This is a genomic window from Massilia soli, assembly GCF_016809835.1.
Classification (GTDB): Bacteria; Pseudomonadota; Gammaproteobacteria; order Burkholderiales; family Burkholderiaceae_D; genus Telluria_A; species Telluria_A soli.
Genome location: NZ_JAFBIL020000003.1, coordinates 69,586 through 84,449, shown reverse-complemented (window position 1 = coordinate 84,449; position 14,864 = coordinate 69,586). Strand labels below are relative to the sequence as shown.

Genomic DNA, 14,864 nt, shown 5'->3' with positions numbered 1-14,864 from the left:
CGGAGTCTCTGCAGAGCTGCCCCCGCTAATCCTACAAGAATGAGCCAGAAGGACCCGGGCACCGGTATATCTACAGGTCCAGGAATTGTTCCTGCATTAAGGCTACCTGGATACAGCCAATCGGTTTCAGAGGCTCCGGCACCTTCTCCAAGGAGTCCAACGATATTGTCCGACCAGAAATCGCTCGTTGGAAGTTCGTTGGGATTTGCCAAATTTGCCAACTGGTGGAAGTGCACAAGACCAAACGAAAACCTGCTCGGTGCAACAACGCTATTCGATTCGGCAAGCGTCATTTCCCACCAGATCCACTCGTCATGTCGGGATATGTCTCCATATCCGACCAACGAAAAGTAGAGATCCGGTCGGTTAATCTGACTAACGCTCATCTCGAAGGACGTAATTGCGCCTCGGAAGAATCCTCCCTCCACATTAGAACTCGAGTCAGGGACCGATAATTCGTATGTGAGATAAAAACTGCCTCGTTCAATATTTTCCCCATCCGAACAGTACTTTTCAAACCCTCCTGTTCCAGTGCCGCAGGAGAATCCGACCTCACCCGAAACCCAGACACTATCCAAATGTCCTGCCGAGCTCTGCGCTGCAGCAGCCGAAATAAGCAGGCCGCCAATCAAGCGCAATAAAGCTGATTTGAGTATCACGTTTGAAAATCCCCGAAATATGCGAATATATTTTGGTTATGCACAACCCGTGCCACCGTGGAATAACTAATGGTATCAACGAGTTAAAGAAGCGACGATCTGACACCTGTAAAAGTTTCCGACATGAAAAAGCGCATCGAAAGTAGTTAGCGCCTCTGATATCGATAATGTGTTTCGCTGACAGCCGCCAACCGCATCCACCACCATCACTTTGTCGCGCAGCGGCTAGGCAAGCGCCATCGGCGCGCGCCCGGTTCCCCACTTCAGCGCCTGCAGCGGGACGCAGCGCGCCGCGCGTGCCGTTGGGGATCAGCCATGCGGCCAAGGGGTGGGGCACCCGCCCCTTGATGAGCAGGTCTGCCGAGAGAGGACTGCAGGCGGGCCGCAGGCCCGGTCCCGCAGGGACGCCAGCGCAGCGCACCCGCAAGGAGGACGGGCCCGCAGGGCCGAGCACCCATCAACTCCACCGCCTTCACCGCGCCAGCCGCTTGGCCCACGCGCCCTGCCCTCCCAAGCACCCACTCGTACCCGGATCGGATAAGCCAGCCCTGCCTTCGACTTCCTCCGCGCGTTGGCATAGGTGTCTTGCAGGAGGATACGGTGTCGTGAAATCGACGGCCTACCCACCTACGCGCGGCGCTCCACGTGTCGAATATATTTACATGTGTAGTTAGCAAATCTCCTGAGCTGTTGTTTCTATTAGGAATTTAACGTTGGTACGTAATTTGCATTAGCCATATGGCGGCGTTGAATTACCCTTACCCGGCCGCTGTTGCCGTCCTCGCCTGGCCCATAAAAAAACCTTGAAAGATCGACGAATGAAAAAGCTCACACTCTACTTAGCAACAGTAATGACGCTCATGTTCCTTGCCATCCAGCCGGCGCGAGCTGGTTTGGTGATGGACCTCACGGGCGGTGGCACGGCTACTCCCTGTGGCGGTTGCGGTAGCAACGGTTCGACCTACGGTTGGTCGTTCACGGTCACCAACGCCATCAGGATTGACGGCCTGGGCTTATGGGATGCGGGCTCGGACGGCATCGGCGCAGCGACACGAGCGGGCCTGTGGACCAGCACCGGTACATTATTGGCCAGCGCCCCGATTTCCGACGCCAGCCAAATGGTGGCCTCGGCCAGTGACCAAGGGTCATGGCTGATGGAGGACATCTCCGAGCTGACACTGCTGCCCGGCGACTACCTGATCGGCGCCCTGTTTTACGAGCTCACGCCATTGGCGCAGATCGGCTCGAGCTTCACCAACGTGTCCGACATCATCGTCCGCGGTGGTGTTGTAGGTTCGTTCAACAACGGCCTCGCCGCGCCCCTGTCAAGCTTCGATGTTCAAATATTTGGCCCGACGATGCGCCTGGCGGCTCCCACCCCGGTTCCCGAGCCAGCCAGCTTGGCGCTGGTGGGCCTCGGTCTGATCGGCCTGGCTCGGTTCCGCCGTCGTTCGGTCTGATCGCACTGCACGCTACGGGAGGGCCGGCTATCCCGTAGCATGAAACACGGCGCCATGCTCCTGGAACATGGCGACTGGCACCAGTCCAAAATCAGAATCGCCGACACCGCCGCCGACGCGGTGCGCCAGTCGATTTGCCAGTTGCCCTAGCACGGCTTTTTCCAAGACGGCCTGAATCCCGCCAAGCTGTTTGGCGTCGGCAGTCACACCCGTTTCAATCTGGACGTAGCGTGAGTGCAGGTCACGCTCTCGGCGGACTGGGCCGGTTAGGTGACGGCAACACCCTCCCCGAGCACGGCCTGCGCATGAGCCGGTAAGCCCAGATCACGTCGCCCACGGGCCAGCATGGCAGCGTTGGCCCGTGGACCGATCGAGCACATCGCCGCCAACACGCGGCAGGCCGTCAACGCTGGCAAGGCTTTCGCGACCGCAACACCAGCATTGCGCTCCCGCTGCAAAGGCAGGGACCGCGTCTAAGCAGGACACCTTGCCAATCCCACCGCGCGCTTGCGATAGCGCCAACCGCCAAATGCGCCACGCGCTATCGTGGAACCAGCATCCACATCGCCAGCCGGCCCGACACCCAAGCCTGTCATCCGGATCAGGCGAGCGCGCTCAATCAAAAAGGACCGCTTCGTGAAACCGCATCGATCATCCGAACGCTGGCGCGATGTCGCCAATTACCAGGCGCGGCTCGACCACGCCGCGGAACGCACCGTCGAAGCAGCGCTCGACCTGCAGCGCCACTGCGGCACCGGCTACGCCGCCCGGTACCTGGACGCCAACGACATCAGTCTCCAGGTTGCCCTGCGCACCCTGACCCGCCCCGCCCAGCGTCGTCGCCTGGTGATGGAATAACCTTTGCCGCACAAGCCAGCCCTCCGGCCAGTGTCCGCGTTGATCCGGCGGCGCGAACCAAGCGGCCTGGACGGCAACGCCTCTTCAAATAGGATGTAAATCCAGGCAAGAGTATGTCCATGCCAGTCAGTCGTCTCGAAAAAGCGCCCATGAAATTGCTGTTTTCTTTCTGCCTGTTGATCGTATCGTCTGCGGCCCTGGCGGACACGCCGGGGCAGCCATGCGAGACGTTTGCGCCGACAGACAAGGTTTCCGCACCACTGACCATCGCCAAGGCGGGAGAACATGGCGACACTATCGAAGAAGCTAGAACTGAGGTCGGACTATCCACAAGTGCCGTTCGGGTTCATCAACCCAAAATGGGTGGCGTTTACAGCGAAGGTTCAACCCGGCGATAAGATCGTCAGCTACAGCACGGACAGGCGGTCTTGGGCACACCTCGCTGGCGAAGCTGGCTATGCCTTGATGCGCTCGGGCTGTGTGATTGACAGGTTCCGAACCATCTGGATTGATCGGCGCATCGAAGCAGCAGTAATCGTTGCCTTCTAAATGCTGCGGCTGGTCACGTTACCGCATTGATCAAGGCGCAGTCGGCGATGGCGACAATGTCCCGGAGCAGCCATCGTCGTGCAAGATTACAAAACACGACTTGGAGATGCGAGAGACGATAGACGGCACGTCCTTCCCGGTCCCAGGCCACCAAGCCGTGGTCAGCGAAGATCGGTCAAGGGGACGAAATGCCGACAAAGCGCCCTACGACCAGGCAAAAAAAGTTTTGCCGGGTAGATTGCAAATCAGTGGGTCATGTGCGCCCCCGGCGCCACGCCGACAGATCGCGGCAAAGAGCGGCTGCCCGGCCCACCGCGCGCTCACAGCGGCGGCCACAAAGCCTCCAAAAGCGGAACAGCACGGCATCGCTCGATTCCAGGTCGACTTGTCATAAGCGCAACGCCCCTCTACACTGAGACCTTTCGCGCCCGCGTCCGGCGCGTGCAGACAAAGGTACGCCGCCCAACCGCCGCGATCAAACAACTAACCAGCCCACCCGGACATGCACCAGACTTTCTCCGAACTATTCGATCCCCGTCCCGAACAATGGGGGCTGCGCGGCGACCCGTTGTTGTGGGAAGAGCTTTGCGCCTTCCTGTCGTCGCAAAAAATGCCAAATTCCGCGAACGCAGTCGGCACCATGATCGCGCGCGCCATCACCACGCTGACCGGTGCCCCGTTCGACGGCACCGACCAATTCCGGGTAGAACGGTATCCCACACAGGGCATGTCGGGCGGCTATATCTCGATGCAGTTCTGGACCACGACCGGCATTCCCCTGCTGGTCTCTCGCTTCAGGGGATTGGCCCCAAAGACGCGCGACTATTTTGCGGAGCTGTATGTCGCCGGCCTATTTGGAGACGCCGGATGGGCCGTCTATTTTCCCAAGCGCGACGTCGGCTTCGACTTTATCGTCTCAAAAGACGTCGACGGCACCATGCTGCTGCGTCCGGTTCAGGTCAAGGGCCTGTACCCCACCGCAGAAAAGCGTGACCGCGACGCCTACGGCTTTGAAGGCCAGCTGAGCGCTGTACATCCGGAGATGGTCGTCGCCCTGCCGTTTTTCTCGGCGGCCGAGCACGGCCTCGCGCCTGCATGTATCGCCTACATGCCGCTGGCCCGCATGCGCAGCCGCGAGCGGGGCGGCGTGCGCTGCGCGCCCTGCCAGCTGGTCGGTGGCGTGCCTCAGCCGCGCCCGTCCTACCTCCCATTCATGGATCAGCTCGGCCTTGGTGCGGTCGAGGATCCCCGCTGGAGTGCAGAGCCCGAATGAAGGCGCAGCCTTGCTCCACCAGGCGAACTGCCGAACCCAACCGCCGATGAATCGGCAGCCGATGGACCAGCTAGCCATGTACGAGTTGGAAGTGAGCGAGTAAGCTGACGTTTGTCAGACAGAGACTCCTCTTCCACTGGACGCCAGCGGATGCCACCGTCTCAACGCAACGAGGCGTGACACCTGCGCCTTGTAGATTAACGCCTCCGGCGCCTTTTTCGCGCGGCCCTGGTGGCGCATCCGGTTACACCACAAACATGCAGCCACGACGTTGGTGACGGTATCGCTGCCATCGTCTCGGCGGGCCATGAGATGTTCCGCGGTGCACTGCAAATATCGGGCAAGGCGGGGTGGTAGTCGATGGCTGCGAGCAAAGTCGTCGCTGCCCGTCAACCACATCAGGTAGGAACAGTAAAAGCAGCGGCCATCCTGCTTTTCATAGGCGTGTTGGCGCAATCGGCGTAGTCGCTTTGAACTCATCAAGGGTCACCTGTTTTATCAAGTAAATCCCTGGAGAGCGTCGCGCTTCACACAGGCACCGTCGGTCATCCGAAACGGCTATGCATAAACTCAGTCTATGCGGTCAGGATGTTGTAGTTCCCGAGCATTTGAACTCTACTTCGAATCGCACAGTTACGCAACTTCAAAATCGAAGTGACGATCCCTGCCGCTTCAGCAGCATCGACAGCTCGCCGACCACGTCTGACTCCGGTGCACCACAGTAACGGACGCACCTACATGCCCCGACATCGTCAATTCTTGCGCGTCGGCACGCTGGCGGAGCTCCCGGTATTCGCCCTCGTTCACGCGAACCTTGAACGGCTGCGATCGCAAATTGCCTCCCTACGGCGGCGCCCGCCAAAACACTTGGTTTCTCACTCAAGGGGCCACGATCGCAGACCGCTTTAAGTGTGTATGTGGACTTCCGAAAGCCCGTATTGTCGCGGGTTTCGAAGAATTCCGACTGGGTATCGAAGATTGCAGGGGTGTGTACCGTTCCGCTGTATTGCTTGGGCAATTTGGGTGGTTCATGTGACTCCCCGAATAATGTAGGGGTGAGCCGCAGAGACACCACGAATTTATTTACGTGAGCTTGGAAACCCGAACCACTGTGCACCGGTCACTTAACTGGTTAAACTGCAACTTTTCGTTTAACTCGTTTGCCCGAGACGGCATCAATCTGATGAAGTGAGACATGACCGAATCTAGCGGCTACAGACCGGACCAAGTGATACGAGACGCGGCGAAGCATGGCGAGCTGGTCGTATTTGTCGGCGCTGGCGCCTCCAAGTTGTGCGGCAGCCCGGATTGGCGAGGTTTCGCCGGCCAAGTAGTTGGCAAGCTCGAAAAAGGTGGTGTTCTCAGTTTTTTGGAAGCGGAACAGTTACGTGGGCTCGGCGATTCCCGAAGGACCCTGTCTATCGCAATGGCACTCGCACAGAAGAAAGACATCAACATCGACTTTGACGGAATATTGCACCCTGGGAAGCCCAATGCCATTGGTGTCGAGTTGTACGAACTGCTTTCGAGCCTACGACCGGTCTTTGTTACGACGAACTACGATAAGTGGCTCGACGACACGGGGCCAGGCGAACTGTCTCCGGAAGTAAGGACTGGCGGTGAGTCTGAACCTGCCAAACGGCCAGTCCAAAGGTCGAAGTACTACCTGCGTGAACATCTATCTTCCGCCCTGCTTGCTGAACGGGGAGCTGTAATCCACTTACACGGTTCGTACACAGAACCAAGCTCCATGGTGGTGTCGCTAAAGCACTATATCGAACACTATGCAGACGTGAGAGTTCAAGCATTTCTCAGCGCAATGTTCAAGAACTACACCGTGCTGTTTGTTGGCTACGGTCTCGCTGAACTTGAAATTTTGGATTACATCATCCGGTCCAACGAATCGCTTAGGACTGGCACGGCTGAACCAAGGCACTTCTTGTTGTACGCGCACAGGTCTACGGAGTCCGTTCAGACTGGATTTATGGAAGACTTCTTCCGAGACCAGTGCGGTGTTCGCGTCATCAAGTACTGCATTGACGAAAAAGGATATCAAGAGGTCGTTGAAGTCTTCAAAAGCTGGAATATGGAGCTCGACGTGCGCGACCCAACCACTCTGGACCTTCAAGCCCATCTTGATAGTTGCATTGCGGCGCCAACCACTGCCAACCGTGAGGCGGCGCTGCGCCTCGTCAGCAAACACACCGAGCTTAACTCGTACTTTGTAAATGCTTTGAAGGACCTGTCTTGGTTCAGCGCACTTGACGACGCCGGTTATTTCGCCATTCAGTTCAACCCGGGTGTACGAGAAGTCGCAGATGCAAAGGGTACTTCGTACATGGCAGATGGATGGCCGGCGTTGCGTTATCTCGAAATAATAGCGCCATTGGCAGATGGCGCGCAAGCAAAGCGCATCGTAGAAATTGTTCGCGCAATCAGCTTAGATGCACAACAACGCAGCCTGGACAACTGGCGAACTTTGTGGTCCCTCGCAACCATAGTGTCGAACTTGCCCTTGGATGTCCTCGACGATTCTGACGTTGACATGGTTCGTACCTGGGTTTCAGGTCGCTTCAATTCGAATATGGTGGGACAAGAGCTTGGCGAGCAGCTTTTGCCACGGCTATTGGAGAGTCAAGAACCAGCGAATTGGAAAAGGGCTTTGCTACTGGTTGATGTGCTGTCGATGGTCCGACCACAGGGAGAGTCCGAATGACTGAAAAGACTGGCGTTTTGGATAGCCACCACTTGGGTGAAGTATTAAAGCTCTCGTCGAAAAGGCTCGGCGAACGCTGCGGCGCAGCCGCCGTTGAATTGTTGGCCCGGCGCCTCACCGAGTATATCGGCACTGCAGAGGACGACGGATACTCTTACGTCTGGCGCAATGCGATTGAGGAGCACGAGCAAGACTCATATAAAGACGATGCGCGCTCGGCGCTAGTTGATGCAGTTCGTGACGCGACGTTGGGTGCGAGTGCCATCGACACACCTGAAGCGCGCGAGGCCGTTAAACTGCTTCTTCAATCACCCTATCCAACGCTTGTTCGCGTGGGAATTTATGCTTGCGGCGAGCACTATGGAAGCATCGGCCGGGTTTTTTGGGAATGCGTAAATGACCAATGGTTCGTCGATATCCCGTATTGGCACGAGATTTACTGGTTCATCAAGAAATCGTTTATCAAGTTTTCCGCTGCCGAAAGGTCTAGGTTCCTCGGCATCGTAGATGGACTCAAGGGCGATTGGAACGATGAGTCTAAGCAAGAGGAATGGGACGAGACACAAAAGCGGGACCTCTTGCACCCGGCTTCGGGCTTGGGTGATTCTGAAGTAGACATGAAATATCAAGAGTTAGTTGAACGCTGGGGGCCCGTGCGCGACCATCCCGATTTTCACGCGTACACATCAGGCGGATGGGTTGGAGAACGAAGCCCCATCGCATCTGACGCGCTAATTGCGATGTCAAATGAAGAGCTGATCAAATTCCTTAAGAATTTCGCTCCCTCCGGACATGAATGGGATGGACCTACTTATCGAGGCTTGGCGTCAGCGTTATCGGCAGCTGTTAGGGCCAGTGAAGACGGATTTGCTACGAGCATTGAACTGTTCGCTGATTTGGCACGCCCATATCAACACGGCCTGCTTGGGGGGCTGAAAGAACGTTGGGCCGACGATAAACGAAATATTGATTGGGTAGCGACCTTAACCCTCGTGCGAAGAGTCGTCACCATGCCCGAATTTAAGGCCGAACTGGAGGAAGGCGATACCCAAGGTTGGGAGCCATCAGTCCATTGGGTAATCAGCGACATAGCGGCCCTCCTGAAGAGCGCCACCGGTTCAGAGCGTCATCTTCCGGTTGAACATTACGTCCTCTGCTTAGAAATATTGCGACTCATTCTGTCTAGCATCCAACCGACAGAGGTAGAACAGTCGGCCGACGCAGTATCCCATGCCATCAATTCGTCAAGAGGACGCACCCTAGAGGCTTTCATTCATCTTTCAATTGCGATGCGTCGTGAGGAGGTGGCTGCTAACCAAGGAGATGCCAAAATCTGGTCGGTTGTCGGTCCCATCTTTGAATCGGAACTCGCTAGCAGCGAACGAGGAAAGAATGCAGATTTCGCGGCATTGGCAGGAATGTATTGCGTAAATTTACATTACATGAATTCTCATTGGACGGAATCCAACTTTGACCGTATCTTTTCTTCATCGAACGAAGCAGCTTGGAAGAACGCCGCACAAGGGTTTTCGTACCAGCGCTACCTCTACGACTGGTTGTACAAGAAGCTCGTGGAAGGTGGGCATCTGCGTAAGATGGTCTTCACCGATGGGCTGAAAGACCAAGTAGCTGATAGAGCCCTGCAATTTCTAGGACTTGCCTATCTTCAAGATATGGAAAGTCTCGACGGCGGTGGTCTGCTTACGGACCTAATTGTTGGACTAAAAGTTAAAGAACTAAAGCAACTATGCTGGTTCTTTTGGACGCTAAGAGGTGGCGAGCCTTCGGCTCGTTCGCCAAAAATTTTAGCGTTCTGGCAAAGCGTTGCAGAGCGAGTCCGTCAAAGCGGCCATGACTTACCGGAACTTCAGTCAGCACTCAGCCAGTTGATTGCCTTTATTCAGGAACTAAGTCCGACACTCGTCGAGGCATTGGTTGAGGTCGCTCCGCATGCCCAGGTCGGCCATCATGGATATCTGCTGATTGAACATCTTGCGCGCCTTGCGAGCGAATACCCGAACGAAGTGGCAACAATATACAAAGCGGCCATGACTGGCTTCTTACCGGACTATGACAAGAAGAATATCGTTGAATGTGTCACTATCCTAGCGGATGCAGGCGCGATTGATGAGGCAGAATGGATTTGTAACGAATACGCAAATCAGGGTTCGACCTTACTGAAGGAAACCTACGAGAACATACGTGCACAGCAACGTGCAAAGGCCAACACCGGAAATGACGATATTTAGCGACAGCGCGGGCGCGGATTGCGGTATCAACTAGACAGGAGAATGAATTGAGTATTAGATTTCTGGCCAATGGTGTGGTGATACTGTGGACTATGTTTCTGGCGCAGGCCGGAGCGATGGCGAAAGAAAATAGACTGTCGAATATGCCACCATGCATGGCAATCATTAAGTCGTCTGCGGACGCGGCCGACAAGGCGGATTGGATTGTTGAGGCCAATCTTGACGATGCGATGGTACCGTCAACCGACCAGAATCAATTGTTTTTGACCATATCGGACATGGAAGAGGTCAAGGGAGGGTGGCCGGGGAAGCGCGGCGCGACAGGTTCAGTCCTAGTAGGGCAATGCTTCCCTGGAGGGAAGGTCGCATTTGACGGGCCAGCGGGAAAGCGCTTGTTTGGACAGCGCTTGCGGCTATTTGGAAGCAAACACTTGGACGCCCCTGGCAGACGTGTCTTCTACATCGAGCCAGTGTCAGTAAAAATGGCTCCTATGCGCCAATCCCCACCTGTCTCGCTGGAAACTAAGATATATCGGCAAGATGCAACGAATCCCCTTCCCGGAGGTTGGCATCGTGCGCACTCAACCGGCGGCGAGTTCTCAATCGACATGCCGGCACCGTTTCAGGACGTGACCGCCGCTACATCAGGCAAAGCGGGCCAGATGGCTGGATTCATGGTCAGGACCACGGATGCAAGCGGATTAACGTTCTTTGCTGTTCGCGAACCGAACGGACCAGACCCTTCAATGGCAGGCAGCTTTGACACTGAAATGAAGAGCAAGCGCAACAAAATTGTCCAGTTCAAGGGCGTATCTGCCGTTGAAACAAGCACTACGCAAGGCTCAGTCATCATGCACTCGTTGATGTTCCGCGTACCGGGTGGCACCTATATGTTAGGCGTTTCGGCACCCAAAGAGCGGGAAAAGGAATCAACTCTATTGCGCGAACGCTTTTATCAGTCCCTTGCGTTTGACTAGCAGCGTGAAAAATGGAAAGCACATCTGCTTGAATGCGGACCAGTATGACTCAGTGGATAAAAAATAATGCCTGCAAATCTACATGAAGAGGTTGAAAAGGTGCGGGCGTGGCTCACCACGCACCGCTGGTTGACCAATATGACGGTTGGTGGAGTGATGGCGGCGTTGTTAGTGCCCTCCAACATTTCTTGGCGAGTGTTCAGCCGCAAGACTGGTCTGCGGACAACAAACTTACTCTTGGGCTTTTACAGAATCACTCACCAGGTGAAGTTGGCCGACTAGACGGCCACGTCTGCAGAGAGCGGCCTATTCAGCCCGCAGCCGACTTGAGCCCAGGCTCTTGGCAGCGTGTAAACAGCCCTATCCGGACAATCAGACGACCCCACTGCCACCTCAAATACGGAAATCGGCTAGCTTCTTGCCGCCCGCGATGCCGTCCGCAATCCACCGCGGCTGCCTTCCCCGGCCAGTCCAGGTTTGCGCCTTATTCGCCGGATTGTGATACTGCGCCTGCACCTTCCGGCCCTTTGCAACGTTCGATTTTTTCGTCCCGCTAGCGAGCAGTTCTTCTAAAGAGACGCCCGCCTGTTGGGCGATCGCCAGAATCTGCTGCCGCGCCTTTTCCAGCTCGCCCCGCTCGCGCCGCTTAATCTCTTGTTCGATGTCGTGCTGCAGGCCTTTCAGCTCGCTGAGGTTGTAGCTTGCCAGGTCAGTGTTCGCCATGCGCGTTTCCTTTGCGGTAAGGGATAAATGTACTCTCGACGATTCTACTATGCACCCGGCAAAAAAAACCGCTGTCCGAGCGCCGGCACGTGCTCACGTTCACGGGACAACGACATCGCGCAAGAACGCCCCGCGCGCTGCCTCGACCCGCACCGCGTCGCAACACGGATGACAACGAACCTGTCGCGGCGTTAAAGGACTTTCCCGGGCAGCGGCGGCACCGGCGCCGGCGGCGTCCACTCCCAGAAGCATTGGCCCTGCGCCTGGTACCACGCACGCTTCTGGCGCTTGCGCGCCTCGTATTGCGCATTCCCGCTGATCCCATACACTTCCAGCGGCACCCCGCCCTCCCCCGCATCGCTCAATACGAAATCCGGGAACACCGCGTCCACCGCCGCGTCGTAGCGCATGGGCTTCATGAACCGGCGCTCCTGCTCCACCAGCAGGTCGGCGATCTGCAGCTCATAAGTTGACTCCACCGGAATCGCGCGCCAGTTGGTCAGCATCAGCGCCCCCTGCAGCACCGTCAGGCACGGCGCCCCGCGCACCAGCTTCCAGTGCGCCAGCGCCAGGCACACCACCGACGCCCGCCCGCTCCCACGCGCCTCAAGGAACGGCGCCACCCGCGGATAGCTCGTCATCCATGCCGACAGCACCGCCTTCGGCGCCAACACCGCCTCCCCTCCGCTGGTCTTCAGATACGCCCCACCCAGCGGCGTCCTGGCCATCGATCCCACCTTGAACAGCAATAGCCGGTACGCACCCCAGTCCGCATCCGCCCCAGGCGCCGGCGGCAGCCAGGGCTGTCCCGCCCCGCCCTGCACGCACAGGCGATCCGCCAGGCATCGCTTGTCCAGGTAAATGCGCGCAGCCGCCTCCAGCAGGCTGCTGCGCACCCGCACCCACGGCCGCACCGTCCCCGGCGTCCAGGTATGGAGTTCGCTATGCGTCCACAGCAACGACAGCAGACCGGCCAGTCCCATCGACCCGCGTCGCACCGTGTCCCCAGCGCGCACCCGCCCACCCCGCCCCGCGGCCGGCGCCACGGCAGCATGAAGCGCGAACCCCACCTTAACCTCGGCAACCTCGCCGCGGTAGCGCAACGCTCCTGCATACTCGGCCACGCCGCTCAGCGCGCTGTCCTCGCTGAACATCGGACACCCGCGTGCGTGCAGATGCCCCGTCTCCGGCATGCGCGCAATGTAGTAATGGTCTTGCAGCAGGCGGATCACCAGCGCCGGCTGGCGCCCGCCAGGCTGGCAGCCGCAGCGCAAGCGGTGGGCCTGCTGGACCCGGTGGCGACGCTCCAGCACCAGCTGGCCGGCGGCCGACCCGGTCAGCCAGTCGAGCGTGTGGGCCGTCTGGTCTGGAGGTACGACGATACGCGGAGAGGAAGCCATGGAGGTCGCCTTACGCTGGTTCTTTGACAGTGGCGGTAAACGGATCAGAAAGCTCGGCAGACAAGCCGATAGCGCCAGTAAGAGATCGCGGGATCACCGGATGATATGACGCCGTCGCGTCGTCAGTCATGCGCGATGCCAAGTCGCAGGTTAGCAATGAGATCGACCTAGTATGCACATCAAATTGTGGCTAGGAAATTTGAGTGCTATGCTCGCCCTCAATCTCAACGGACGCCACCTACTTCACATGCGAATTCACAACGATGCACAGCAAATGCGGGACGAACTGGATCAGCAGAACGCTGTACGGGTGTCGGTCGCCCTCTTCGGACAGCCCGGGGCCGGCAAATCGTCGCTGATCAATAAGATCGTTGGCGAAAAAGTGGCGGCCGTCGGGGTCGAGACAGACAAGACCGTTGACGAAGCCGAGTATGAACACAATGGCTTGACCCTGGTCGACCTTCCGGGCTACGGCACCCAGAGGTTCCCGAAGGAGACCTACAGGAGCACGTTCAATCTTGAAAAGTTCGACCTGCTTCTTTGCGTGACAAGCGGCAAATTCCATCAGGCAGACACGGAGCTGTTCCAGGAGCTCGATAGGATGGGCAAGGTATGCATCTTCGTCGTCAACAAGCACGATGAACTCTGGGAAGATGATGTCACGATTGAAGAGCTGGAATCGCGCAAGCGGGACGACATCGTCAAACAGGTCGGCAAACCCGTCGAGGTAACGTTTACCAGCTGCCGCAAAGGCTATGGGCTGGACGTACTGAACGAGACGATCCTGAAGAACCTGGACGCGGCCAAACGCGAACGCTGGCTCAGGGGTGCCAAGGCCTACAGTCTGGAATTCCTGCAGCTCAAACGCGATGTCGCGGATAAGCATGTGTCGGTCGCCGCCTGAGCGTCGGCCGCCAACGGGCTCAATCCGATCCCTGGGGCGGATCTCGCCGTCGACTTATCGGTGCTGCTGAAATTGTTTGCCGAATTGCGCGAGGATTTCGGGCTCAGCGATCGCGTGCTCAGCAAGCTGAAAGAGTCGACCATCCCAACCGTCAGTGCAGTCGCCAGCAACGTGGTGCGCTACGCCGCGAAGGAAGGCATTCTGCTTCTCTTCAAGCAGTTCCTGGGACGCCAGGCACTCAAGACGGTGTCAAAATATGTTCCGTTCATCGGCCAGGCGATCGCCATGACCACTGGCTTCGCGATTACCTACGCGGTTGGAAAAAGCTATCTCAACGACTGTTACACGCTCGCCGAAAAAATCCTGCGGGACGAACTGGAACGCTGATCCATGCGGCGACTTGGCCTCCCCATCGCCCTGGGCTTCGGCAAGCGCGTTTATGCGGCCGTCACCGGCAGTAGCGCGCTTCGAGACGCGCCCGACCACACAACGCTCGTCACGAATCTTCATACCTTGCGGGACCTGACGCGCAAACCCGATCCGAGCCGCGTCGCGTTCTTGGGGCAAGCCGGCGCCGGCAAATCGACCATCGTCGACAAGCTGTCGATGGGACGCGCCCACCCCCGTCCTATCATTGGGGTGCACACCGACGCAACGAACTGGGCGGAGCGCACCGACGTCGATCTGCTATGCCGTTGGCCGGGACAGGTTGTTGCCGACTGCCCCGGATACGACACCCGCACCCACCCGGTCGCCGCATTCGTGGCGCATTTCCCGTTCGGGAATTTTGAAAAAATCATCCTGGTCGTGCATGGCAAGATTCGTGCAGCCGATGTCGACATCTACCAAGCGATTCGTCACGCGGGTATGACGCCGCTGGTGACGCGCAGCCATGCCGAGTCGCTCGATGCGAACGATCGCGACACCGTGACGAAAGACCTGTGCCGCCACCTGGTCGGCCTGCAGCCAAATGCGGTGGTGTTTGTCAGCAGCCGGAATGGGGAAGGTATCGACGAACTGCGTTCGAGACTGTGAAACTGCGCTCGGTTCGAGGATCGGCCATCCCGAATGATCAGCCGGTACGACGTTGCCTAGC

General features: G+C 57.7%; 13 protein-coding genes. 10 read left to right on the top strand and 3 right to left on the bottom strand.

Annotated features, from left to right (window positions below):
- Window positions 1–1,477: 1,477 nt before the first annotated feature.
- The 4 genes from I4X03_RS07885 (at window position 1,478) to I4X03_RS07870 (ending at window position 4,799) form a co-directional block, all read left to right on the top strand.
- Complete coding sequence (locus tag I4X03_RS07885) at window positions 1,478–2,119, top strand: PEP-CTERM sorting domain-containing protein (RefSeq protein WP_223467676.1); 642 nt, start codon at window positions 1,478–1,480, stop codon at window positions 2,117–2,119.
- A 636-nt stretch (window positions 2,120–2,755) separates the two neighbouring features.
- Window positions 2,756–2,977 carry a hypothetical protein gene (locus tag I4X03_RS07880; RefSeq protein WP_223467675.1) on the top strand — a complete coding sequence of 74 codons (222 nt, stop codon included), beginning with the start codon at window positions 2,756–2,758 and terminating at the stop codon, window positions 2,975–2,977.
- 113 nt (window positions 2,978–3,090) lie between these two features.
- Window positions 3,091–3,375 carry a hypothetical protein gene (locus tag I4X03_RS07875; RefSeq protein ID WP_223467674.1) on the top strand — a complete coding sequence of 95 codons (285 nt, stop codon included), beginning with the start codon at window positions 3,091–3,093 and terminating at the stop codon, window positions 3,373–3,375.
- 653 nt (window positions 3,376–4,028) lie between these two features.
- Window positions 4,029–4,799, top strand: coding sequence for a hypothetical protein (locus I4X03_RS07870; RefSeq protein WP_223467673.1), 771 nt, complete (start codon window positions 4,029–4,031; stop codon window positions 4,797–4,799).
- A 114-nt stretch (window positions 4,800–4,913) separates the two neighbouring features.
- Here I4X03_RS07870 and I4X03_RS07865 read toward each other — a convergent pair whose 3' ends face one another.
- Window positions 4,914–5,198 carry an HNH endonuclease gene (locus I4X03_RS07865; RefSeq protein WP_223468100.1) on the bottom strand — a complete coding sequence of 95 codons (285 nt, stop codon included), beginning with the start codon at window positions 5,196–5,198 and terminating at the stop codon, window positions 4,914–4,916.
- Window positions 5,199–5,994: 796 nt separating this feature from the next.
- Between I4X03_RS07865 and I4X03_RS07860 the strand changes: the two genes are divergently transcribed.
- The 3 genes from I4X03_RS07860 to I4X03_RS07850 are packed head-to-tail and all read left to right on the top strand — an operon-like array spanning window position 5,995 to window position 10,741.
- Window positions 5,995–7,515 (top strand): SIR2 family protein, encoded by a 1,521-nt coding sequence (locus I4X03_RS07860; protein WP_223467672.1) that lies wholly within the window; start codon window positions 5,995–5,997, stop codon window positions 7,513–7,515.
- On the top strand, window positions 7,512–9,764 hold the full coding sequence (locus I4X03_RS07855) for a hypothetical protein (protein ID WP_223467671.1): 2,253 nt from the start codon (window positions 7,512–7,514) through the stop codon (window positions 9,762–9,764). Before I4X03_RS07860 ends, I4X03_RS07855 begins: the two co-directional genes overlap by 4 nt.
- A gap of 47 nt (window positions 9,765–9,811) precedes the next feature.
- Window positions 9,812–10,741 (top strand): hypothetical protein, encoded by a 930-nt coding sequence (locus tag I4X03_RS07850; RefSeq protein WP_223467670.1) that lies wholly within the window; start codon window positions 9,812–9,814, stop codon window positions 10,739–10,741.
- A 393-nt stretch (window positions 10,742–11,134) separates the two neighbouring features.
- Here I4X03_RS07850 and I4X03_RS07845 read toward each other — a convergent pair whose 3' ends face one another.
- The gene (locus tag I4X03_RS07845) at window positions 11,135–11,464 is read right to left on the bottom strand and encodes an H-NS histone family protein (protein WP_223467669.1); all 330 of its coding nucleotides are present in this window, start codon (window positions 11,462–11,464) and stop codon (window positions 11,135–11,137) included.
- Window positions 11,465–11,655: 191 nt separating this feature from the next.
- Window positions 11,656–12,864 (bottom strand): DUF1173 family protein, encoded by a 1,209-nt coding sequence (locus tag I4X03_RS07840; protein ID WP_223467668.1) that lies wholly within the window; start codon window positions 12,862–12,864, stop codon window positions 11,656–11,658.
- Between the two features lie 208 nt (window positions 12,865–13,072).
- Between I4X03_RS07840 and I4X03_RS07835 the strand changes: the two genes are divergently transcribed.
- Genes I4X03_RS07835 through I4X03_RS07825 form a run of 3 tightly spaced genes read left to right on the top strand, consistent with a single transcriptional unit; the run spans window position 13,073 to window position 14,803 of the window.
- A complete protein-coding gene (locus tag I4X03_RS07835) occupies window positions 13,073–13,768 on the top strand; it encodes a GTPase family protein (protein WP_223467667.1) in 696 nt (231 codons plus the stop codon).
- A gap of 60 nt (window positions 13,769–13,828) precedes the next feature.
- The gene (locus I4X03_RS07830) at window positions 13,829–14,155 is read left to right on the top strand and encodes a hypothetical protein (protein ID WP_223467666.1); all 327 of its coding nucleotides are present in this window, start codon (window positions 13,829–13,831) and stop codon (window positions 14,153–14,155) included.
- 3 nt (window positions 14,156–14,158) lie between these two features.
- Window positions 14,159–14,803, top strand: a complete 645-nt coding sequence (locus I4X03_RS07825) for a Rab family GTPase (RefSeq protein ID WP_223467665.1) — start codon at window positions 14,159–14,161, stop codon at window positions 14,801–14,803.
- The last annotated feature ends 61 nt before the right edge of the window (window positions 14,804–14,864 follow it).

What these genes read in the sequence shown, in the direction of transcription:
- I4X03_RS07835 (WP_223467667.1), top strand. Translation starts at nt 13,073, where the DNA reads ATGCTCGCCCTCAATCTCAACGGACGCCACCTACTTCACATGCGAATT.
- I4X03_RS07865 (WP_223468100.1), bottom strand. Translation starts at nt 5,198, where the DNA reads ATGTGGTTGACGGGCAGCGACGACTTTGCTCGCAGCCATCGACTACCA.
- I4X03_RS07855 (WP_223467671.1), top strand. Translation starts at nt 7,512, where the DNA reads ATGACTGAAAAGACTGGCGTTTTGGATAGCCACCACTTGGGTGAAGTA.
- I4X03_RS07870 (WP_223467673.1), top strand. Translation starts at nt 4,029, where the DNA reads ATGCACCAGACTTTCTCCGAACTATTCGATCCCCGTCCCGAACAATGG.
- I4X03_RS07860 (WP_223467672.1), top strand. Translation starts at nt 5,995, where the DNA reads ATGACCGAATCTAGCGGCTACAGACCGGACCAAGTGATACGAGACGCG.
- I4X03_RS07840 (WP_223467668.1), bottom strand. Translation starts at nt 12,864, where the DNA reads ATGGCTTCCTCTCCGCGTATCGTCGTACCTCCAGACCAGACGGCCCAC.
- I4X03_RS07885 (WP_223467676.1), top strand. Translation starts at nt 1,478, where the DNA reads ATGAAAAAGCTCACACTCTACTTAGCAACAGTAATGACGCTCATGTTC.
- I4X03_RS07875 (WP_223467674.1), top strand. Translation starts at nt 3,091, where the DNA reads ATGTCCATGCCAGTCAGTCGTCTCGAAAAAGCGCCCATGAAATTGCTG.
- I4X03_RS07825 (WP_223467665.1), top strand. Translation starts at nt 14,159, where the DNA reads ATGCGGCGACTTGGCCTCCCCATCGCCCTGGGCTTCGGCAAGCGCGTT.
- I4X03_RS07845 (WP_223467669.1), bottom strand. Translation starts at nt 11,464, where the DNA reads ATGGCGAACACTGACCTGGCAAGCTACAACCTCAGCGAGCTGAAAGGC.